At 65.5% G+C, this 22,999-nt stretch carries 16 protein-coding genes; 14 read left to right on the plus strand and 2 right to left on the minus strand.

Annotated features, from left to right (window positions below; translation table 11 throughout):
* Positions 1–126: 126 nt before the first annotated feature.
* The gene (locus tag ACIBO8_RS10910; protein ID WP_396114963.1) at positions 127–954 is read left to right on the plus strand and encodes a hypothetical protein; all 828 of its coding nucleotides are present in this window, start codon (positions 127–129) and stop codon (positions 952–954) included.
* The gene (locus ACIBO8_RS10915; protein ID WP_396114964.1) at positions 951–3,326 is read left to right on the plus strand and encodes a serine hydrolase; all 2,376 of its coding nucleotides are present in this window, start codon (positions 951–953) and stop codon (positions 3,324–3,326) included. Before ACIBO8_RS10910 ends, ACIBO8_RS10915 begins: the two co-directional genes overlap by 4 nt.
* Positions 3,327–3,330: 4 nt before the next feature.
* Here ACIBO8_RS10915 and ACIBO8_RS10920 read toward each other — a convergent pair whose 3' ends face one another.
* Complete coding sequence (locus ACIBO8_RS10920; protein ID WP_396114966.1) at positions 3,331–3,933, minus strand: class I SAM-dependent methyltransferase; 603 nt, start codon at positions 3,931–3,933, stop codon at positions 3,331–3,333.
* 29 nt (positions 3,934–3,962) lie between these two features.
* Here ACIBO8_RS10920 and ACIBO8_RS10925 point away from each other — a divergent pair, with 29 nt between their 5' ends.
* From ACIBO8_RS10925 to ACIBO8_RS10965, 9 genes are all read left to right on the plus strand, one after another.
* Positions 3,963–4,421 carry a DUF1707 domain-containing protein gene (locus ACIBO8_RS10925; protein WP_396114967.1) on the plus strand — a complete coding sequence of 153 codons (459 nt, stop codon included), beginning with the start codon at positions 3,963–3,965 and terminating at the stop codon, positions 4,419–4,421.
* A 73-nt stretch (positions 4,422–4,494) separates the two neighbouring features.
* Positions 4,495–5,505 (plus strand): LLM class flavin-dependent oxidoreductase, encoded by a 1,011-nt coding sequence (locus tag ACIBO8_RS10930; RefSeq protein WP_396114968.1) that lies wholly within the window; start codon positions 4,495–4,497, stop codon positions 5,503–5,505.
* Between the two features lie 11 nt (positions 5,506–5,516).
* A complete protein-coding gene (locus ACIBO8_RS10935) occupies positions 5,517–6,338 on the plus strand; it encodes a GNAT family N-acetyltransferase (protein WP_396114969.1) in 822 nt (273 codons plus the stop codon).
* Entirely contained in the window at positions 6,335–7,000 is a 666-nt protein-coding gene (locus ACIBO8_RS10940) for an MOSC domain-containing protein (protein WP_396114970.1), read from the plus strand. The genes ACIBO8_RS10935 and ACIBO8_RS10940 overlap by 4 nt, the downstream gene beginning before the upstream one ends.
* Positions 7,001–7,029: 29 nt before the next feature.
* Entirely contained in the window at positions 7,030–7,398 is a 369-nt protein-coding gene (locus ACIBO8_RS10945) for a DUF4180 domain-containing protein (RefSeq protein ID WP_396114971.1), read from the plus strand.
* Positions 7,399–7,431: 33 nt separating this feature from the next.
* Entirely contained in the window at positions 7,432–7,860 is a 429-nt protein-coding gene (locus tag ACIBO8_RS10950; protein WP_396114972.1) for a hypothetical protein, read from the plus strand.
* Between the two features lie 535 nt (positions 7,861–8,395).
* Positions 8,396–9,616 (plus strand): hypothetical protein, encoded by a 1,221-nt coding sequence (locus ACIBO8_RS10955; protein ID WP_396114973.1) that lies wholly within the window; start codon positions 8,396–8,398, stop codon positions 9,614–9,616.
* Positions 9,613–11,976, plus strand: a complete 2,364-nt coding sequence (locus ACIBO8_RS10960) for a hypothetical protein (protein WP_396114975.1) — start codon at positions 9,613–9,615, stop codon at positions 11,974–11,976. Before ACIBO8_RS10955 ends, ACIBO8_RS10960 begins: the two co-directional genes overlap by 4 nt.
* 532 nt (positions 11,977–12,508) lie before the next feature.
* Positions 12,509–12,832 (plus strand): hypothetical protein, encoded by a 324-nt coding sequence (locus tag ACIBO8_RS10965; RefSeq protein WP_396114976.1) that lies wholly within the window; start codon positions 12,509–12,511, stop codon positions 12,830–12,832.
* Positions 12,833–13,656: 824 nt separating this feature from the next.
* Here the strand turns inward: ACIBO8_RS10965 and ACIBO8_RS10970 are convergent.
* Complete coding sequence (locus ACIBO8_RS10970) at positions 13,657–13,890, minus strand: hypothetical protein (protein WP_396114977.1); 234 nt, start codon at positions 13,888–13,890, stop codon at positions 13,657–13,659.
* Positions 13,891–14,942: 1,052 nt separating this feature from the next.
* Between ACIBO8_RS10970 and ACIBO8_RS10975 the strand changes: the two genes are divergently transcribed.
* The 3 genes from ACIBO8_RS10975 (at position 14,943) to ACIBO8_RS10985 (ending at position 22,951) form a co-directional block, all read left to right on the plus strand.
* Entirely contained in the window at positions 14,943–16,529 is a 1,587-nt protein-coding gene (locus tag ACIBO8_RS10975; RefSeq protein ID WP_396114978.1) for a UvrD-helicase domain-containing protein, read from the plus strand.
* Positions 16,530–17,326: 797 nt separating this feature from the next.
* Positions 17,327–21,568 carry an AAA domain-containing protein gene (locus ACIBO8_RS10980; protein ID WP_396114979.1) on the plus strand — a complete coding sequence of 1,414 codons (4,242 nt, stop codon included), beginning with the start codon at positions 17,327–17,329 and terminating at the stop codon, positions 21,566–21,568.
* 153 nt (positions 21,569–21,721) lie between these two features.
* Entirely contained in the window at positions 21,722–22,951 is a 1,230-nt protein-coding gene (locus ACIBO8_RS10985; protein WP_396114980.1) for a DNA cytosine methyltransferase, read from the plus strand.
* Positions 22,952–22,999 lie beyond the last annotated feature (48 nt).

The raw sequence follows: 22,999 nt of genomic DNA on the forward strand, positions 1-22,999 counted from the left end.
AACCCATTAGCAACCTAAGGGGTTCCCGTTCTGAGCCCGGGTCCCGCGAACCTGGCTGACAAGCGTCCGACATATGACGCCGTCGGCATGGGGGCAGCGGTGAACACGGCAGGCCAGACTGATCTTGTGGGAGCGTCCCCCTACTGGGACGTCCCACCGGTGGCCCCGGCCTCAAACCCCGTGCCGTCATACCCGCCGGTCGCACCGCCCCCCGCCTTCGCCGTAGACCCCACGCCGCAGACCTTCGCGCACGCCCACGCCCACGCCGCCGAAGCCACGCCCGAGGCCTATGCCGTCGGCTACCCGCCTCAGGTATTCGCGCCGACCGAAGCCGCCGTCCCGCCGATCCCCGCCGCCATGCCGGCGCCCGATGTGATCGTGCCCCCGCAAGTCCCGGCTCCGGACCTCAATACGCCGACCCCTGCCCCGGCCGCCGTACCGAAATCCACGGCCCTCGTCAGTCCTTGGATCCGGTGGGCCCTGCTGGTCGTCGCCGTCGCGGTGGCGGCGTATGTCGTGATCCGTCCTGGCGCCAACGGCACCCCCGAGGCCTGGCAGCAGACGGCCACCGATGTCATCAAGGCAGCCGCGACCGCTCCCGAGACCGTGCGGGTCAACGGCGGCTACCTGCCGGACCGCGGGCTCGTCTTCTCGGCCGACCTCGACGGGGTGGCCCCGAAGGACCTCAACCCCTGGCTGCTCACGCTGCTCAAGCCCCGCAAGGGCCGGCTGCGGGAGCTCCCCGCCGGCGAGACGGTGGTCTGGCAGGTGGAGGTGAAGGGTACGACCTCAGGCGACTACAGCCGCCTCGTCCTCATCCCTCGCCGGGCGGCCGACGACCCGTCGCAGTGGGTCTCCACGACGACCACCGGCTCGGCGGGTACGGCGACCACCACCCCGAAGCCCTCGGCGAGCCCGGCCCAAGCCACCCCCAGCCCGAAGGCGACATCATGACGGCGGAAGTCCTCGCCCCCCGCCGGACCCACCGCGCCCCTGAGACGCCGACGGCGGCGACGCCCGCTGCCGGGAAGCGGCGTGACACCTTCCTGGACAACGTGCGGGCCATCTCGCTCGTCCGGGTCATCGTCTGGCACACCCTGGCCTCGGCGATCATCAGCTGGGTCGTCGCCTCGATGCCCGCCATGTTCTTCATCGGCGGCAGCCTGCTCGCGCACAGCCTCGACCGCCGCTCCTCCGGGACGGTGCTGCGAGCACGATTGCGCCGGCTGCTGATCCCGTTCTGGGTGTTCGGCGGGGTTGTGCTGACCGTCCTCGCCGTCGTGCACCGGATGTCGCCGGGGGCCGACACGAAGCTGTCGGTCGGCGCGCTCGTACCGTGGATCTTTCCGCTCGCCGACCCGCACGGGCCGCCGTGGGAGGCCGGGTGGGCCACCACGCCGCTCTGGTATCTGCGCTGCTACCTGTGGCTGATGCTGCTGACTCCGCTCATGCGCGCGGCGCAGCGGCGGCTCGGGCTGAAGGTGCTGCTCGTCCCGATGGCCGGTGTCTTCATCGTCGACTACCTGAACCGCACGGCGGACGTCGCGCCCGCCGGATGGGACTCCGTGAAGTGGTACGCGGGCGACATCTGCACGTACAGCTTCTTCTGGATGTTGGGGTTCAGCCACCGCGACGGCATGATCTCGCAGCTGAACCAGCGGGCCCGGCTGGAGTGGGCGGCGGTGGCCGGGGTGTCGGCCTTCATCTGGGTCAAGGTCGTCGGCGTGCAGGGGATGGTGGTCAACAACTCCTATCCGCTGCTGCTGTTCATGGGCATCGCGTGGCTCGGCGTCTTCCTGGCCGCCGAGCGGTGGATCGGCAACCTCTCGCTGAACGCCATCGCGGGGCCGATCATCCGGTGGCTGAGCCGGCGGTCGATGACCGTGTACCTGTGGCACCCGATCGCCATCGTGGGGGCGTACTGGATCCGTGCGCACCTCGTGCCCGACCTGCCGAAGCCGATGGTGCTGCCGATCGTCGGCATCCTCACCGTGGTGTTCTGCGTGCTCTTCGGCCGTGCCGAGGACTACGCGGCCGGGCGTCCCGCGCAGTGGTGGCCGGGACGGGACGATCCGCCCGGTACGGCCCAGCTCTTCACCAAGCTCAGCGGATGGCTGCGCCGGTCGATGTCGAGCACCCAGGCGCTGGGCCTGGGCAGTGTCATCGCCGTGGTCGTGGTCGCCTTCGTACTCCCTTCCGGCGCCGGAGGGGTGCCGGAGAAGGCGAAGACCGACGCGCCTGCCGCCGGTGCGGCGCTCGCACTGCCGCCGGCGCCGTCCGGCAAGCCGGACGTGGTCGACTTCTCGAACACGACCGAGGAGGCGCCGGCTGCCGAGCCGGAGCCGGTCGCGGCGGAGGCCGCGGGCGCCGACAACTCGCTGAACGGCAAGGTTCTTGCGACGGTCGACGCCTGGCGGGCGAAGAAGAAGGTCGACGGCGTGCAGGTGGGCCTGTCGTTGCAGGACGGCTCGCAGGTCGTCCTGGCCAGCGGCGCCAAGCCCGACGGCGGCGCCCTCGAGGCCGAGGCCGCCTACCCCGTCACGTCCGTGACCAAGACCATGACGGCGTCGATCATCCTGCAGCTGGTCGAGGAGGGGAAGATCTCGCTGGAGGACAAGCTGCCGAAGCTCAACGCGGTCCCGAACCTTCCGTACGCCGGGAAGGTCACCATCCGGCAGATCCTCAACCACACGGCCGGCATCAAGCCGTACGACACGAGCAAGGCGTACCAGGCCGCGAAGAGTCAGCCGCTGACCGCCGTGACGGCATTGCGCCTGATCGTCGACGAGCCGTTGGAGTGGACGCCGGGCACGCAGGTCGGCTACTCGAACTCCGGCTATCTCACGCTGGGCCTGCTCGCCGAGCAGCTCACCGGCAAGACGTACGAGCAGCTGCTCGCCGAGCGGATCTTCGGACCGGCGGGGATGACGGAGTCCCGGCTGGACCAGACGCCGACCGCCGGATGGGCCGGCTTCTCGGCCGGTGGCGTCGTCTCCACGGTCAAGGATCAAATGGCCTGGGCGGATGCCCTGTACCGGCGCAAGACGATCCTGAAGCCGAAGTGGCTCGCCGAGATGCTCAGTGTCGACAACAAGTTCTCCACCGGCCTGGGCGCCTTCCCGACGTGTCCCTGCTCGCTGAAGGACGGCAAGCCGGTCTACAGCGCGATCGGGCACAACGGCGGACAGGCGACCATCCAGTACGCCCCCGCCGAGAACCTGGTGATCGTCCTGAACCTGACGGAGTCGATGTGGACCGCCGAGCTCACCCGGGACGACGTCGCGGAGCTGATCGTCTCGTTGCGCAAGGACGTGGCGTCGGCCTGAGGTCCTAGCCGGGCGGGCGCGCCAACGTCAGCGCCTGGAAGCGGTAGCCGTGCTCGATCACGTGGAAGTCGACCACCTCGAACGATTCCACGGCTGCCGAGACCAGTTGCTCATCGGTACGGAAGGAGAAGAACCGCCCGTCGTCCTCCATGACGCCCTCGGTGCCGTCGCCCGCCCACAACCCCAGGAAGAACAGGCCGCCCGGCGTCAGCACCGCACGGATCGCCCGGAGCGCCCGGGGCAGATCCGCATTCGGTACGTGCAGCAGGCAATTCATCGACCACACCGCGTCGAACGTGCCCGGGCCGAAGCCGAGGTCGAGGACGTGGCGTACCTCCGCGTTCAGGCCCTTCTTCCGGCAGTACGCGATCTGGGCCGGAGAGATGTCGATCGCGGTCACCCTCAAGCCGGCCGCGGCGAAGAACTCGGCGTCCTGGCCGGTCCCGGCGCCGACCTCGAGCAGGGTTCTCGCCTCCGTCGTGCGCAGGCGGTCCAGGAAAGCCGCCCGCTCCTCGAGTTTCCAGTCGTACTTGGTCATCGCTTCGCGCTCGGCCGCGCGGGCGTCGTAGATCCCGCGCAGGCTGCGGACCACTTCCTCGTAGCTCATCGCTGCCTCCCTCCTCTAGCCTTACGCACATGGCGAAGGAAGTCGCGCGGCGGGAAATCGAGTCGATGCGGGCTGCCGACGCCGACCGGCACACCGTTGCCGAGCAGTTGAAGTCCGCGCTCGACGAGGGCCGGCTGTCGCTCGCCGAGTACGACGAGCGGGTGCGCGACGTGTACGCCGCCCGCACCTACGCGGATCTCATGCCGCTCGTCGCCGACCTGCCGAAACCCGGCCAGAGCGCCGCCGAGGTGAAGGGCCGCCGGGCCGACGAGGTGCGGCGGGAGGCCCGCCGGCTGCCGACGGCGCTGATGGTGCTCTGGACGATCTGGGGTTCCGTCGCGGCCGTCAACCTGGCGGTCTGGATCATCGTGGCGACGACCGTGGCGGGCGACCTCTATCCGTGGCCGGTCTGGCTGCTGGTGCCCGGCGCCGCCCTGGCCGTCACCACCGTCGGCGTGCAGACGATCCGGCGCCGGCGCCGCCGCTGACCTCGCGCTCTGTGTCCAAGCTCATGCGCCGAGTACGAGCGGGGCCGATCGCGGGCGGAGCTAGGGTCGACAAGTGAGCCGCATACCTTTGTCCGTCCTCGATCTCGCCACGGTGCGTGAGGGGCACGACAGCGCCGACGCGCTGCGCGGGACGACGGAGATCGCCCAGGCCGCCGACGAGCTGGGCTATTCGCGCTTCTGGGTCGCCGAGCACCACAACATGCCGGCCGTCGCCTCGACGTCGCCGCCGGTGCTGGTCGCCCACGTGGCCGCGAACACCCGCCGGATCAGGGTCGGCTCCGGCGGCGTGATGCTGCCCAACCACATGCCGTTCGTCGTCGCGGAGCAGTTCGCGCTGCTCGAGGCGTTGCACCCGGGCCGCATCGACCTGGGCATCGGCCGCGCGCCCGGCACCGATCAGGCCACCGCCGCCGCGCTGAGGGGGGTGTCGCCGCGCCTGGCCGTCGAGCAGTTCCCGGATCACCTCGGCATGGTGCTCGCCCTGCTCGGCGACGGCCGGGTCGCCCCGGAACGGATCGAGCACCTGCGGGCCACACCCGTGCCGCAGTCGTTCCCCGAGGTCTGGATGCTGGGCTCGTCCACGTACGGCGCCCAGGTGGCGGCCGCGCTGGGGTTGCCGTTCTGCTACGCGTACCACTTCGCCATGAGCGGGGACGTGGACTCCGCCGTACACCTGTATCGCTCGGGTTTTCAGCCGTCGCCGCGCTTCCCCGAGCCGCACCTCATGATCAGCGCCTCGGTCCTCGCCGCCGAGACCACCGAGGAGGCGCGCTACCTCGCCGGGCCCAGCCGGATCATGGCGCTCAGCCTGCGCACCGGGCGCCTCGGCCCGATCATCTCCCCGGAAGCGGCCGCGTCGATCGAACTGTCCGAACTGGACCGCAGCGTGCTGAACCAGCTTCCCGGCACCCAGTACGCAGGCACCGCCGACGAGGTGATCACGGGCCTCGACGCGCTGGTCGAACGCACGGGCGCCGACGAGCTGATCCTCGCCGGAGCGGTCTACGACTCCGCGACCCGGCGTGACTCGCTCGCCCGCATCGCGAAGGCCTGGGGTCTGTAAGAATCGCGTCCATGGCCTGGCACATCACGGGGAACGTCGACGAATTCCTGGCGGCGGCGGGCGCATTCCTGCGCGCCCGCCCGGTGCAGAACACGTTGCTGCTGACGATCGCCGACACCGTACGGATCCAAGGTCCGCATGTGTACGGCCCGGGTGACCCCTTCTTCGGGTGGCACGACGGCGAGGAGGCGGCGGTCCTGTGCACGCCACCCCGGCCACCGGTGCTGTCGGCGATGTCCCCGGACGCCGCCACCGCGCTGGCCGGACTGCTCGGCGACGACCTTCCCGGCATCTCGGGCCCGGACGCCGCGGTGGAAGCCTTCGCGGCCCAGTGGCGACGCCGCACCGGGGCAACGGCGAAGGTACGCGGCCGGCAGCGCCTCTACCGGCTGGGAGAGCTGGTGCCGCCCACGCCGCCGGCGCCCGGGAGGCCTCGCGTGGGCGCACCCCGCGACCTGCTCGTTCGCTGGACGGAGGAGTTCTTCCGCGAGGTGGGCGAGGACGACCCGGAGGTCGAGCGTTTCGTCGACGAGCGGCTCTCCTACGGCGGCATCCTGGTGTGGGAGACCGGCGGCGTGCCGGTTTCCATGGCCTCGCTCACCCGGCCGGAGTCGGGCATGGTCCGCGTCCAGGCCGTCTACACCCCGCAGGAGCACCGCGCCCGCGGATACGCCGGCGCCGTCACGACCGCGATCAGCCGTGCCGCCCGGGAGGCCGGTGCCACCGAGGTGGTGCTGTTCACCGATCTCGCCAACCCGACCTCGAACGCCCTGTACCAACGGCTGGGCTACGTACCCCTGGAAGACAGATCGGTGGTGGAGTTCGCATCATGAGCCGCGTCCTGCAGGTCAACCTCGCGGTGCCCGAGCACAGCGACGCCAAGAACGTCGGCACGACCGGCATCAACAAGCAGCCCGTCACCCACGCGGTCGCCGTACGAGCGCCGGGCCCGAAAGGTCTGCCGCCCGACAAGGCAAGCGGCCTGGCCGGCGACCTGATCTTCGACATCAAGCACCACGGCGGCGACGACCAAGCGGTCTACGCGTACGCCCGCGAAGACTACGACTGGTGGGAGAAAGAACTCGGGCGCGCCCTGCCCGGCGGCATCTTCGGCGAAAACCTGACCACAGTGGACGTCGATGTCTGCGGCGCCGAGATCGGCGAACAGTGGCGCATCGGAGACACGCTGGTGCTGCAGACGACGTTCGGACGCATCCCGTGCGCCACCTTCCAATGGAGGATGGGCGAACCGCGCTGGGTGAAGCGGTTCGCCGCGGAGAACCGGCCGGGGGCGTACCTGCGAGTGGTCACCCCGGGCGACGTCCGCGCCGGTGATCGGGTGACGGTGGTGCACCGCCCGGGCCACGGCGTGACGATCGCCGACGGATTCCGCGCCTGGATGCACGAACCCGAGCGGCTGGCCGCATACCTGGACGTCGAAGGCCTGCCGGAAACCCTGAAGGCCGACATCCGCCGACGACTCAACCTTCCCTAAATTCCGCCTTGAGGGTAGTTTAGGGAACTATGGAGAAGTTGATCGAGCGCGCCGGAGTCCCCGTCCTGTTCTGCGAGCACCCGGGCGCGACGATCTGCGAGGTCCAGGATGCGCTGGACGTGATCGGGGCGGCGTTCGGCCGGGCCGACACGGTGGCCATCGCCGCGGAGCGGTTGGACGAGCAGTTCTTCCGGCTGCGAAGCGGACTGGCCGGCGAGATCATGCAGAAGTTCGTCAACTACCGGATCCGGCTCGCGATCGTGGGAGACATCTCGGCTCACACCGCGGCGAGCGACGCGCTGCGTGACCTGGTCCGCGAGTCGAACGAGCGGGACCACGTCTGGTTCGTACCAACCCTCGACGACCTCGACGCACTACTGGAACGCCGAGCTTCCTAACGGTTTCCCGGGCCGGCGGAGTGTGGATCCAGGATGCTTGACGCCGCCTTCGGCATAGTGGGAACCATGGCAGGCGACGATGCACCCAACGGGCGCAGAACCTCGAGTGCCGCGTATGGACATGTCGAGGAGCGGGACGGTGTGGTCGTCCACTTCATGCTGGGCGGCGACGACACTCCGGACACGGTGAACAACGTCGACGCGCACATCTACTTGCCCGACGGCTCGCACCGGTACGCGACCTTCTTCACGACGGAGGCTATCGACGCGCTCCTCCGTAAAGATGCTCAGACGGGGGAGACCGGCGGCGGCCGGTACTTCTGGTGCTCGGATCAGGTCATCGTGCCGAGGCCAGGCGTGCCGTCGATGATGGAGGCGGTTGCCGAGATGGTCCGCTCTGGCGATATCACCTTCATCTGTGGCCTGGTGGACGACGGCTCGGACGCGGAAGACTCCGCCTGACGCCAGCCTCAGCGCACGGTCTGCGTCGCGCCAACGACCCCCTCTGGAGAGCGCGGTGGACTTCGGCGATGTCGAGTTCTCCGGCGGGACGATGGACTTCAAGGTGCCAGGCTCGCCGGCGGCAAGGTGGACCTAAGCCAACCATCAGTCTGGATGGTTCCCCTATGCGTGTGGCCGAGTCTAAGTCGGGTTTCGAGTGGCCTCGGCGGAGCACTTTTCTAAGATCAAAAACTCGACTCGTGGAGACGTTCTCCACCCTGTCGAATGGTGGCGGCGATGACCGAAGCGCGCTGGGGGGCTGAGGCGGGCATCACCGTGGCCTGGTGGCTGCAGCTGCAAGCCAGCGCGTCGGTCTTCCAACGGCACGGCGGGACGGGCCGGCGTCTACATCCATCGATCGGTGGCGCCTCGACTGGGCGCTTCGGCCGATCTCGGCAACTCGAGTTATTGACACACTTACTCGAGCTGCTAATCTGCTACTCGAGCTATGAGAAGTTCCACTCGAGCTACGAGAAAGCCCGCGAGGAGACGCCAGGTGACCGCCCCGAACTCCGTGCCGGACGGCATTCCGCTGCCCGGCTTGTCGTTGCTCGACCCGCACCGGTTTCTGACCGGCTTGCGCGTCGCGCAGCTGCCGAATGTGTTCCTGAACCCCTATGTCGCCGAGAACCCGGTCGTCCTGCAGGCGCTGCCGCAGGTACGTAAGTTCGCGGAGCGGCGTGAACTCGTGCAGAGGCTGATGAAGACGCAGGCGAAGAAGCGGAAGAACGTCGCCGCGTACCGGGCCTACATCCATGAGACCATCACTGGCCGCCGGGCCGGCTCTATGCCGCCGATCGAGGGCTGGACCCCGGAGACGATCGAAGTCGTCGGAGGAACCGCGTACCTGCCGTGGGGCGAGCAGCTGGTCGCCTTCGACTCGGACACCCAGCTATGCGCCTGGTTCGATCTACTTCAGTCCGACGACGAGCAGGTGCTCAACTACGTCGTCCCGGTGGTGATCCACTCGGGGCAGCCGACGGAGTGGGCTCAGCAGCAGCTGCACGACCGCAACACCTACGGCGTGAAGATGAGCAGCAGTGAGGCGCTCGAGCGTGATTCGTATGACTCCGTCACCGCACTGACACGCCGCGTCATCGACGCCGCCGGGCTCCGGGTCGCTACGAACGCACGACAGCTCGGCGCGAAGGATCCTGAGCAGGTCACATTGTCCGCGCTGCGCCAAGGAGTGCTGACCACGGTCGCGGGGCGTCCCGGCATCCAGCTCGGCTCCAAGCCCTACCAGCTGCCGACGTCGATCGGGGAGGAGCAGCTGACCGCCGCCGTGACGGACGTCTGGGCCCGGATCGTGCGGGTGATCGAGCCGTACCTCGACGCCGCCGGCCGCAAGACCACCGTGCTGCCTGCGCCGTCGATCATGGCGGGCATCGGGGTCCTAGCCAACGCCTGCATGCCGGACGGCATCCGCCGCGAGGATGTGTCCGCCCTCAGTGTTGTAGAGGTCGTCGAGCGCCTCGAGTCCGTCCGCTGGGACCGAGTTATTCCCACGCCCAAGGGGACCCAGTATCCGTGGGACGGCATTGCGGGCAAGGCTAACCAGGCTCTCGGACGGTTCGCGGTCGGCGGCGCGAAGGAGTTTGCCTACAACGTCGCCGACGCGCTGCTCAATGTCGACTCCCAGCGCGGACGTCAAGTCCGCGCCAAGGACACGTCGCCGCAGGAGGAGGAAATCATCGGGGCAGGATCTTCCCGATGAATACTCCGGCACAGATCGTCAACGCCGCGCTCGCTGCCGCAACAGTGCAGGATGCCATGAATGTCCAGTCGATGCTGCGCGTAGCGCTGGGCAGCGAGGAATATCGACCGCTGGCGGACACCTGGAACAATCACGGGCTGATGGGGTCAGCGGGTTCCTACGACTACAAGCTCATCGAGCTGGTCACAAACATGCAGGACGCGGTGCTCGAGCTGCTCGCGTTGCAGGAGTACGGGTCGGCCGCCGATGTTCCCTTCAGGACACCCAAGGAGGCCGCCAGTACGCTGCTGCACGGCATCGAGGAACGCAAGGTGGCAAGCCTGGCCACCGTCCGCTTGCGCGAGTCCGACCCACCAGCCAGCAGGACTAAGCGTCTGACGCCGGTGTTCCGGGACATGGGTTGCGGCCTGACGCCGGACATGATCGCCCGCACCATCTTCCGGCTCGGCGGTGGCCACAAGGAAGACGCGCTGTATCTGCAGGGCGCGTTCGGAATGGGCGGCGCGATGACCTATCGCAACGCTGGCGCAGTCGTGCTCGTCACCCGCCGCCATCCCGACCTGCTCGCCGACGGCGAGCCAGACGTGATCTCGATCGCGGTCGTGGAGTGGCGCAGCAACACCAAGGGCAAGACGGCGATGTATCTGGTCGACGCTCCGTGGGAGAACGCTGGAGACATCGCCGAACCGTGGACGTGTCCGGCCGAGGACGTTCCCGGCTTCGCGCCCGGCACCCACCTGGCGCTGATCTCCTACCGGACCGACGGCATCCAGAGGAAGACCGAGCGCGACGAGCGCTCCTTCAACACCGTGGCCGACACGCGTCTGTTCGCGACGGTCATGCCGGTGCTCTTCACCAACGAGACCGACCGCGGTCGGAGCACACTTCTGCGCGGTCTGGAGCGCCGACTCGAGCAGGGAACGGCGACCGCGCTGCCGTCGGCCTCGCAGGTGCTCCCGTTCCGTGCCGCCGGTCAGACCCAGCACCTCCCAGTTAGGTTTGTGCTGTTTGACAAGCGCAGGGAGGCCAGCGGCATCGACAAGTTCGCAGCACGTGACCACGCGGTGCTGTTCACGTCGAACGGGCAGGTCCACCACCATTGGACACCCGCCGAGTTCCGACGCCGTACCAAGCTGCACAAGATCCACGATCGGGTGCTCGTTGTAGTCGAGACCGACGAGCTGCCCATCCTTGTCCGCACGAGCCTGTTCACGGCTGACCGCAACGACTTGGTTCGCACCGACGACGCGATTCGGCTCGAGGAAGCGGTCGGCGCCTTCCTGAGCGATTGGGACGAACTCAGGGACGAAAACGACCGGCTGGTCCGCGAGGCGCTCAGCCTCGGCGGCGAAGCCCTGTCTGCCGACCTGGGGCGCCGCATCGGCGCAGCATTCCAGGCCACCGGTTTCGGTGCCGCCGGCGGTCGCGGTCAGGGCGGCCGCAGCGGCGGTCGCCCTGGTGGCGGCCGCCGCCCCATCACCTTGCATCCCGACCCCACCAAGGTCGAGGGCCCAGCCGAAATCAAGGTCGAGCTGGGAAAGACCCGCTCGGTCAGCTTCGTCGTCGACGTCGTAGACCAGTTCTGGGCCGATGAACGGGGGACTCTCGTCGTCACCACCGACCACCCCGACATCGGCGAGCGCGAGGTCACCATCGGCCGCGGCCGAGCCGGCCGCGTCAGGATCATGCTGACGGTGCCCGAGACGGCCGCGACAGGGCGGTACGAGCTGACCGCGGCGCTGCGGGACTGGCATCGCGCCGGAGGGGGTCTTGGACCGGAATTGACTTGGACGACCAAGGTCGAGGTCGTTGCGGAGATCCAGGGTCGCGGCGCTGGTAGCGGACGCCGTGCCACCGGGGGTCCCGACGGGTCGAACGGGCCTGGACCCGGCAACGAGGTTGTGCTCCGTTGGACAGACCATGAGTCGGTCGACGAGTGGGAGAAGGTCGACGTCGGCGACGTGGACTACGTCCGCGCTGCGGACGTGGCCGCTACCATCGGAGGCTTCGAGCACGTCGCTGGCCTCGGCGACGCCAAGATTCCGGTGGTTCAGCTCAACGAGCAGTACCCAGCATTCAAGAACTACATTGGCGCCCGCTCCCGCGACATCGACGATCTGAGTCGCCCCCGAGAGCGTTACGCCCTGGGGGTCGGATTGGCCCTCCTGATCCTCGATCAGACCAAGCAGCGCCTGGACAAGGACGACGTGGAATACCCGTCGGAGATCCTCCGCGACGCCGCGCGGGCGGCTGCTCGAGGCGTGCTCGCGGTCATGCCCGAGTTCGAGCAGCTGATCAAAAACGCGGCAGGGGCGGACGACGGCAACAACGGCGGTCCGTCGCAGGACATGGACGATTAGGTTGTGCTTCAGCCACCAAAGACGGAAGCCCTGGCGGACCATCGGTCCCGACCAGGGCTTCCGTGCGTGGAGCGGCTGACGGGAATCGAACCGCCTGTCAGCTTGGGAACCGTACAAGGCCCCGTGGTGATCACCCTGGCTCACAGGTCTGCGAGCGATCGAGTGGCCTGGAGTGACCTCAAGTGGCCCGCCGGAATGGCCCGCTGACGGCCCGGATGTTGAGGAGTCCCGCCAGATCGCTGCCGGGTTGCCGTAGATCTGCCGATCGGTCGGGCCGGTACCTACCTGGGCGCCGCGATCAGCGGGCAGCTCGACCAGCTACGCGCGCCGCCGAGGGCGAGTACAACCACACGCTCCACCTCTCCGCGGTCGCTCCTCGGCCAGCTCGCCGCCGGGGGAGCGCTGCCCGTCGACCAAGCCGCCGCACTGCTTGAAGAGGTCGCGTGTCGATCGGGCTGATCCGGTTCGATACGCTGTGCACGGTCCGGTCCGCCCTCGCCGCCGGTGCGAAGCGCCCCCCAACGGTGGCGGCATGACCGGCGATCCGCTGAACGTTCTGGAGCTGTTCGCCGGAATCGGTGGTCTGTACCTCGGCCTGCAACGCGCCCGGGATGGCGGCCGTAAGGCGACCCGGGACGTGCCGGCCGCCCCTGCGACCTGCTCGACCGCCGCATCCCCGCTCATCCCGCCGGGGACAACGGGCGTCTGTTCGTCACCCGGCGGGGCCGTGGGGCGCGTACCGGCCGACAGCAGGCCAACCGATCACGAACAACGCCTCGACACCGCGTGGCGTAAGGCGAGGGAGAAGGGGTTTACACCGGCTCAGCAGCGCTCGCCGCTCGGCCGCCGGCCGTAGGACCTGCGGCACGCGGCCGTGTCGCTGTGGCTCAAGGCCGTCCGCGCCCGCGGTCACTACCCGAAGCATCGACGCCTAGCGAAGATTGGCGGACACAGGTGCCGACACAGACCGCTGTCGCACATCACCTGGCGGACGCGTGTCGCACATCAATCGACGGAGGACACCTGTACCGCGTCTCGTACTGCCGAATTGATCTTTTCTGAATCAAGGCGCCGCGCAAGCGCAGCGCGGCCGGCCGCGCTCGGCCTGCTGGCAACGCAAGCGCCGGCATCGGCCGGCGCGCCGGCCAATCTTTGCGACGGCGCACGGATCAGACGAGGCCTCCGGCGGGAGCACTCAGGCTTCTGGGATGGGTTGCCATCCCGCCCACCGTCGGCCCAGGCGAAGCCGAGCAGACCTGCCTCAGGGCGCCAAGGTCGTTCGTCCAGCAGGGCGCTCCACCTTGGCGCCCTGAGGCATGCCCGCTCCACGATGTGTGGCTCGACGGCGGACGGGATGGCCGCGGGAAGGAGGCGTGGCGATGCCGCGGCAACCGCAAGATCAGTGTTCCCGTCATGTTCCCGTGGAGGCTGATGGGCGGCCGGATCTTGCTGGACTGAGCCGGACTCAACGAGAACGGCCCCGGAGCGCGTTTCCGCAGCTCTCGGGGCCGTTCTGCTTGCCTGTGGCGGGTAGAGGATTCGAACCTCTGTAGCTTTCGCGACGGATTTACAGCCCAAGCGTCCAACCGCCGCTGACCTGCACCGGAAGCTCACCGATCCCGATCGTCCTCCGCGCATTCTCCGTGCGGCGGCTGACCAGCTAAGGCTACGGCGGCTAACTCAGTCCTCGGGCTCCGCGTCATCCTGCTCGACCGGAGACTCTGCGAGGATCTCTAGCCTCCACCGCTCTGTGAAGGTGTCGCCGTCGGTCGGCTCCAGGTAGGACCGAAGCTGAATGCCGAATCCCAACAGGTCGGCCGCTCGGACGTGCTCGATTGTCTCGTCCAGCGAAGACAGGTAGTGCGTCACCAATGGTTCTGGAGCTGATGAGGTGGTGTCATCGAGATCAGACATGACGGCAAGGGTAAGGACTTGTTGGACCGCCGAGCCATCGCGTCCGGAGGGCGACCCGGGGCGCCGCCGGCTTACCAGCGCTGACCGGGCATGGCGTACCCCGGCTTTTGCCGCCTTCCTGGCTTCTCGGTACGGATCCGGTAGGCCCTTCACGTGAGGGGCGCCTCAGCGCTCGCGCGGAGCCGACGCCGCCCGGTTCCTGACCCGCACGCGTCAGTTGGTAGAACACCCGTTCAACCGCTTGTAGAGCGTCTACGGGGTGTTCGACGGGGACTCGAACCGCGATCCCCGGGACCACAACCAAGGTCAACGCCCGATGCAGGCTAAGGTTCCGGCCTCCTTCTCCAGCTCAGGCCATGCTGGCCACCCATTCTGGCGGAGCCTGAACCAGGCTGACAGAGGTTCGCGGCCCCAACTCGCCCCCACCCTGCCCCCCATCGTCAACCAAGCCGAGTGTCGCCGCTGACCTCCTTCAGCTCCGCCCGTTTCGCCGGTATGAGTAATCCCCTGCCAGGCGTACTGCGTGCAGCTTTACAGTCCCCATGATCAAAGGCTGCTGACCGCGCGCGTTCGTCGTGGATTGCACGCCGGCTGCCGCCCATTTCGCCGTGGGTTGCGCCCCGATGGGAGGAGTCGGAACCTCCATCTTCCAATTGCCCGTGCGCGTGCCGCTCGGAGGCGGCTAGTGGTGTGCGCCAGCCTGGAGGTCTAACCGCTCGCGCGTTCCATCGAGTCTGATTTAGCCGCAGCCAGCGTCTACGCGTGCGTGAGCAGCTCGAGAGCACCCGCCGCGGGCCCGGGCGAGCCATCAAGACACGAGCCGCGCGGAAGGTGGGCATGCGGCGCCAGCCTGGTCACCCACGAAGAGATGTGACCGTGTCGAGCCTTGGCGTGTGGGTCCTGTGTTGCCAGTGATCCCAATGCGATTAAGGAAGGCATCCGAACGGTTCGCCCTGAGTGGTAGAACGGCCGATCCTGTCATAGTCGCTGAAACTTGAACCGCACCGTGCCGACAAGTCATCCACGTTCACCACCAAGCGCGAGGATCTGACGTGGCCGACACCTCTGCATTGCACATCTCGGCTAGTGTCGGAAACCGCATCTCGTTGGGACCCGATCGCGTTGCTGCGCCAAGAGCGCAGGGCGCGGCCTCAGCGCGCGGTCCGCAGTTGGCAAGCCGTGCTATTTCACTGATGACCGCGGGTCGGAGCGTCAAACCAACCGATGAACAAATCGCGGTCATCGAGTCGTGTGTCCGCGGAGCGAATCTTGTCATTGAAGCAGGTGCCGGTACGGGCAAGACCACGACTTTGGAGATGGCCGCTAAAGCCATGGGAGGCCGGGGCATATATGTGGCTTATAACCGATCCATCGTCGATAATGCCCAACGACGCTTCCCCGGAAATGTTAAGTGCTATACCGCTCACCAACTTGCTTATGAGTCGATTGGACACCGTTACGCTTCTCGGCTGGATGGCTTTCGGCTTCCGTACCGGGCTATCATCCCAATGCTCGCGATCGACTCGCCGATTGTGCTCAGCGATCGACGCGTGATCGATGAGCGAGAGCAGGTTCGCCTCGCAATGCAAACGGTTGGCAAGTTCTGCCGATCTGCGGACGACACCCTCCTTCCGAAGCACGTACCGGCCACCTTGGGTGTAGAAGGCGAAGCCGCCGCATACCTCGCTGGTCGAATTCATGCAATTGCGGTCGATATCTGGATAGATCTCGTTGATCCTCGAGGCGGAATCCCTTTCGTCCATGACCATTACTTGAAAATGTGGTCGCTCACCGAGCCGAAGCTAAACTGCGACTATCTCCTGTTTGACGAGGCTCAGGACGCAGACCCCCTGATAGCGTCGATCCTCACCTCTCAGCAAGTGCAGCGCATCGCCGTTGGCGACAGTCATCAAGCCATCTATGGCTGGAGAGGTGCTGTCGACGCCCTTGCGAGTTGGCCAGCGGAGGAACGCTTGTATCTCCTTCAGTCTTGGCGTTTCGGGCCTGAGGTCGCCGACGAGGCCAATAAGTGGCTTAAGGTGCTGGGAACAAATAAGCGTCTTGCTGGATCGCCGTACGTGGACTCGGCAGTCGGTGCGTGCGATGCAGTGGATGCTGTTCTCTGTCGCACTAATGCCCAAGCGATGCGCGAAGTTTTGTCCGCTCTCGATAGCGGACTAAAGCCCTTCCTTATGGGCGGAGGCTGGGAGATGAGGAACCTTGCCGAGGCTGCTATTCATCTCCTTTCTGGCAAGCGAACGCAGCATCGTGAGCTATATGCCTTCCAGTCCTGGGACGAGGTCGTACAGTACGCGATGAATGAAGAGGGAGGCGCTAGCCTGAGGCCGTCAGTGCAACTGATCATGGACTACGGTCCTGACACTATCCTGAAGGCAACGGACGCACTGGTCGACGAGGGCCGGCAAGACGTAACGATCTCCACGACGCATAAGGTCAAGGGGCGCGAGTGGAAGGCCGTCAGGATCGCGGACGACTTCAGGCGGTCGAGCACAATGGGGAACGGGAAGCACCAACAACTCGCGGATGAGTCGGCGATGCTTTCATATGTAGCCGTGACTCGCGCTCAAGAGAGACTCGATTGTTCGGCACTCGCCTGGGTGGACACTATCCAAAATTAGGCCGGGTCTGTATGGACCCGAATCTGGCCATCTCATTTCGTGGAACGTTCAGCGCCATGCGGAAACCATGGCGCGCTAGGGGCAGCCCTTTGACAGATACTGTTGGTCCCGCGGCCCCTCTCGTTGCTCGGCGATCTCGCGGCGAGTGAAGCCTCGGGCCAGATTGCAGGTCAGCCCCGCCCCTTGCCGCCGGCGGGTTCGGTGGTGTGGTGTACGGCCACGAAGGGCGCTGAAGCACGCGGCGACGCGCCCGCGATGCTCGCGGGGTCCGCGTGGATGGTGTCCGATGCCGGTAGTGCGATGCGCTTACGGGTGAGTGCAAGGCCAGCTGGCGTGCATCGGCGCCATCGCCGATCGAACGCTGACGAACTCAACTACATCGGTCGCGCGCTCTCAATCAATGGCCGTCGACCGCCGAGGCGTCGCCAAGAACGCACGGATGCTACGACTGACCCAAATGCTTCTCCCACGCGTGACGGCCGGGTATCAAGACCGCGATTGCCGAGCCGAGCAGTGGGCGCTAATCAATCACGGGCCCTAAAGGTGAAGATCCTTCCTTCATGCGGCCCGGGTGTCTTGACCTGGCTGCTGATTCCGTGCGACGGCTGACCGCCGCGCTCGCGTAGACGGCCGAGCCCATGCTGGCCAAGGCTTGTCAGACCCTCGCTGTAGCTTGGTCCGCTAGAAGAGGACTAACACGGACTGCCGCAACCTGACTACGATGCGTGGCAGTCCTTACTCGATGGACCAACTGGAGCTGGATGATGACTGCGGACCCTACAGCTGGTGCCACACCCGTGGACCCGTCGGACCAGCGAGCGCTTCCGCAGCGACCTACCCTCAGGGTCAGCGAGATCGGGGAATACGTTAGGCATCGCTCATGCGAGCGTAGGTTCAAGCTCGAGATCAACCGCCGGCACGAAGCTCGGCGTTTACCGTTCTATGAGCGGCTATTCAACACATTGGATGTTGTTCTCCAGCTCGAGGGTCATCGCCGCGAGGACGAATGGGCGGAGAGTCTCGCAGAGGCCGGATTGGTTGACCTCGTTGGTGGAAGACCAGCGGATGATGATGACCCGAATCCGGCTTGGTCGGATTTCGTTGAGGCGGTCACTCGCCTCGATCCGGGTGTTGAGGGTTATGCGCGCGAGGTGCGACTGGAAGGCCGTGTAGGAGCCTTCCAGGTTGAGGGCCGCGCGGACTTCCTGCTTCTACTATGGCGTAACGATAGGCCAGTGGTGCGTATCGTGGAGTGCAAGGCCAGTCGTCGCGATCGGACATATCAGCGCCTGCAGGTGGCACTTTATGCCAGACTTGTCAAACGATGTCTGTCCGAAAGTTCGGTGTCGGTTGGCGGCTGCGCCCTGTCGCCTCAAGACGTCGAGGTTGTCGTAGCGCGAGTGGACGAGAGTACAAATACCAATCAAAGCATCCTCGAATTGGAGCCGTTCGACGTAGATATGGAGGACTCTGATCTCCTGCATTTGCTCGCTGAGGGCGGCACCCTCGCCTACGTCGACGACACGCCACTGCATGATCTGAGTTACCAAATCGATCAAAAGTGCGATGGATGCGTATTCAACGTACATTGTCTACCGGAGAGTGCTCGCCTCCGAAGGCACGAACTCCTCGGGATGAGCGTAAGCGCCGCTAGGGCGCTGCGATCTGCTGGCGTCGAGACGATTGACGACCTGGCTGAACTAGATGCCGCATCGGACGTTGCTAACGCTCTCCGCGCAGATCCTGCCTTCCCGGAAAGCCTTGACCGGCTGATCAATACGGCTCGAGCTCGCCGCGTTACGCTGCCGGCTAACCACTCCGGCGAGGCTAGCGACAACTATCCGGTTCAGGCCCTTCCTGATTCGCCGTCAAGTCAGCTTCCGGAACATGAGTCAAACGGTGAACGTCTGATTCGCATTTATCTCGGAGTGGATTACGACTACACCGAGAATCGGATCGGTGCTCTAACGGCACACCTGACTGCTAGTCGGGGGGAAATACACACTGGATGGCGAGAGACCACTCGCCGTCGTGACGACGGCAGCACTGTGAGTGAGCCGGATCCGGTCATTCGAGAACTTGTCACAGTGGGACTCGACGGGAATGGCGCGGCGGTCAAGGAAATGCAACCGCTGCGCGGCCGTGACATCGTGCAGGTTCAAGCTAGCGAGTGGACAGGTCGGTACGAGGAGGACACGGGAGCGGAGCGAGGGCTCATTCAGAACTTCCTATTCAGCCTCATCGAGGCGATCGCGGAGATCGCCGGCGATCCGGAGGAGGGCGGGGCTGGCGACGGGCTTGCAAGGCTGCACTTCTACGTGTGGTCACGGTCAGAGATGGCTCAGTTGGTAGAAGCATGCTCTCGCGCATCTTCTCGTCTGCTTGGAGCGTTACGGGAGCTGATGGGTTCCCGCGAGGGCCTGGAACAGCTGATCTACTCATGCTTGCAGGACGAGGTTGATCGAAGGTACGCATTGGCGTGGACCGGTCGAGGGCTCGGTGTGGTCACGAGTTTGACTTGGTTCGGCCAGCGATATCACTGGACGAGACGCATAGCCGGCACAGATGTACCTCTTGACCGAGTCTTCACCCAGGATATTTTTGACTTTAAGACGAGCTTGGACCTGGCCCCGGACGGAAACTGGGCGAGAGCGAACGCTCCTGGGTCGATGAAGCACCGCTTTGAAATTCGCTCCCGGTTCCACGACACGTTGCCGGCTCCTTATTGGCGCGCTGTATGGCAAAGCCTCCCGAGCCCGAACGCGGCAGGGATAGCGCCCCAGCTCGCGCAGGCGATTCGCCGATACGAGCAAGCCTCTCTTCCGGGCCGCCTGTACGCCTATCTCAAGGCTCGGGCGCACGCCCTCCGTTGGGTGGAGGAGCGCATTCGATTCAAGAACAGGGAGATCGAGAAGCCGCGTCTTGTAATCGACGAGCTGCAGCGCTTCACGCTGGGGGTAGACGACGCAAGGGCGGCCGCGGTTGATTTCCTGCGCCTCGACCACGCGGTGAAACTCACCGATTGGGTTTCTACGCATCTGCAGTCTATTCGAGTGCGTGTTCCCACTGGTCGAACCTTGCCGGTGCGAGAGGTGATTCAGCTCCCGGACCGTTCTCTGCGAGCCAGCATCGATGTTGAGGCGTTCGGTCTCACGCCAGAAGAATTCCGAGCGCGGACCTCAATCGGGGTGGACTCTTTCGTGAGACTGACGCCTCACAATGGGGATCCCTCGAGGGGCCAGACCATCGGACAGCTCTTGCGTGGAGGTCGAACTTGCCGAATCTCGGACATCGACTGGGATTCGGGAGTGGTCGCCCTGACGCAGATGTTCATGCGCCCAACCCGTTACACCCTCATGTCGTCTACGGGTTCGTCGCCCGGTCCGGTCTTTGAATATGCGACACTTGACGAGTCCGTAAGCGACTTCGTCGCCGGGAGAGTGGATGCGCGGTTGCTAAGCGGCAACGGGCTGCACGCAACGGAGTGGTTTGATCCCCATAATCCAGCGGTGCCTCCGCAGCCGCAACTCGAGGCCGCCGTTCAACAATGCCTCGATGGTGCCGTGAGAACCGCTCGTTTGAGAGGCGAGCACAGCCTCTCTCAAGACCAGGCCGATGCGGTGATGGCCGGGCTTAATGCAAGAGTCCAACTGCTGCAGGGTCCGCCTGGTACAGGTAAGACACAAACCACGGCTCTGGCTATCCTCAGTCGAGCGGCCGCTCGATACACGGCCGGAGACATTGTTCTAGTGGCAGCGCATACCCACACGGCGGTTGATACCCTTATCCGCCGGATCTATGAAGTACGTCCGTTGGCTGCTCCCACGTTCGCTGCTGCTGGCTGCCCTTTGCCGGAAATCCGACTTGCAAAGGTGCACTCCTCTGCTCCTATCGAGAACCTCATCGCCCCGGCGGGAATCGACATGCCGGCGAAGCCGAGTGCCACAACCGTGAATAGGGAAAGGTCGAGTTCCGTATTGGTGCTAGCGGGTACCACGGCTGCGTTGTTGAAGATGGCAGCAGAACTTGGTGAAAGAAATCCGTGGCGAACTCAAGGCGGCTTCAGTGCTCGAGCACTAATCGTTGATGAGGCGTCTATGATGGTCTTCCCACACTTCCTGGCGCTCGCCACGTGCGTTCACCCCGATGGGGAAGTGCTGCTCGCCGGTGATCACCGGCAATTGTCTCCGATCCTTGCGCATGATTGGGAGACCGAGGACCGGCCGCCGGCCGTTGCATACCAGCCATTCGCAAGTGCGTACAACGCGGTCAAGGAGATTGCAGATCAGCCGTCCGTGACGTCGGCGTCCGTGACGCGAAGCGCTTTGGAGCTGACATTCCGCTTGCCGCCCCCGATCGTTGAACTGATCAGTAGGATCTACAGGCTCGACGACATTCAGCTGCAGGGTCTCACACGAGTAGCCGCCGACACCGCCGATCAGACGCCAACCGGCGTAGCCGGGGTTGCTGGCTCGGATCCCGTAGCGGCCGGTCTTGCCTCCGTGTGGGCAGAAGGCCCAGGTCTGTATCTCGTTCTGCATGACGAACGGGAGAGTAGGCAAAGCAACGACTTCGAAGCGCTCCTGATCGCCGGAATTCTCGAGGCTGCGCCGACGGAGGGTGGCCCGGCCAGCGATTCCGTGGCTGTAATTACGCCTCACAGAGCGCAGAGGTCACTTCTCAAATCCACACTGGAGGGTTCGCCCCTCGTGAGCCTGGTAGATACGGTGGAGAGGCTTCAAGGCGGCGAACGCCCTGTCGTTGTGGTCTCCGGTACAGCAAGTGAACCAAGTGCTATTGCAGCTTCGGCGGAGTTCCTGCTTGATCTTAACCGGTCGAATGTCGCCTTCTCGCGGTGCAAGGACCAGCTCATCGTGGTGTGCTCCCGAACCTTGCTGGATCATGTTCCAGCCGACATCGAAAACTATCAGAACGCACTCTTGTGGAAGAGTTTGCGAGCACTTTGCACGCGCTTGATCGGTGAGGCGACTATCGCAGGGCATCATGTCCAAGTCCTCACAATCCCCGTTGCGGCGTAGGCTCGTCAGGGCCCCGGAACTCTATGGACCATGCTGGCAAGGGCGCTCGACGGCGCTCATGCTGCAACCCCGAGGTGGGTGCTTGACACGGGCGGCGCTAAGGTGTGAGCTCGTTGCATTGAGTGGATCGTCGTCAAGGCGCTCGCCGAGGGGATGAAGTTGCAGGGGACACCGCATGCCACGTTGCTAAGCCTTTTCTCTGGCGCCGGCGGGATGGACCTCGGACTGGAGTACGCGGGATTCGAGACTCAGGCCTGCATTGAGCTGGACCGCAATGCCCGTCGAACCTTGGCGCTTAATCGAAGGAACTGGCTGCTCTACGAGCCGACAGACGTCAGTGAGGCTGCGGAGACCCTGCGGCCGAAAGGCATCGGCCTCAGGAAGGGCCAGCTCGATCTTCTGGTCGGCGGTCCGCCATGCCAGCCATTCAGCATGGCAGCACAATGGAATTCGGGTAGCCGGCTAGGTATGGAGGACCCGAGGGCGCAAGCACTGCATGGCATGATACGGCTTATCGGCGAGTTCAGGCCGCGGGCGATTCTTCTGGAGAACGTCGCTGGCTTTCTAAGCGGGCCTGTATCGGCGCTTCCTCACTTGCAGGCAGGCCTGGACGACATCAACCGCCGCCTGGGAACGTCGTATCGCCTGGATGTTGCCGTACTGGATGCCGCAGACTACGGCGTACCTCAGCATCGCCGCAGAGCCATCGCGGTCGCTCGCCGAGACGGAAAGAGCTTCCGCTTCCCCGCTCCCACTCATGACTCGAAACCGATCACAGCTTGGGATGCACTTGCCGACCTGAGTTCGCCAGGCGCGGCATCGCCGTCGGGCTCGTGGACCGAGCTACTTCCTTCGATTCCCGAGGGAAGTAACTACCTATACCTTACGGCGAAGGGCGGCGGCCCTGAACTTTTCGGATGGCGTACTCGCTATTGGTCCTTCTTGCTCAAGCTCGCCAAAGCGAGGCCGTCGTGGACGCTGCCCGCAAACCCCGGCCCCAACACTGGTCCATTCCATTGGGACAATCGTCCGTTGACGTTGCGCGAGCGCATGAGACTGCAGAGCTTCCCCGACGGGTGGTCCCTGACCGGAACGGATCGGAATCAGATCAAGCTCGTCGGCAACGCGACACCGCCCTTGCTGGCGGAGGTGCTGGGTCGTGAGCTAGTCCGTCAGATGGGTCTGGGCTCGAGCCAGTTCCGAAGGTCGCTGACCGCGACTGGTCCGCAGCTGCTGCTGACCCATCGGGATGACTGTCCCGCGGCCGCAGAACCGAAACCATTGCCTGCGCGGTTTGCCCCTCGCGTGGGTGCTCGCCTTGCGCATCCTGGTACAGGGCGAGGTCCCAAGCCTCGAACGGAAGCGGTCGAGCTTTCTGCTTAGGAACACGACTGCCGCTCGCAGCGACAGTCGACGCCGCGCCTCGAATGC

Origin of the sequence: Actinoplanes sp. NPDC049681, assembly GCF_044465265.1 — a bacterium.
Classification (GTDB): domain Bacteria; phylum Actinomycetota; class Actinomycetes; order Mycobacteriales; family Micromonosporaceae; genus Actinoplanes.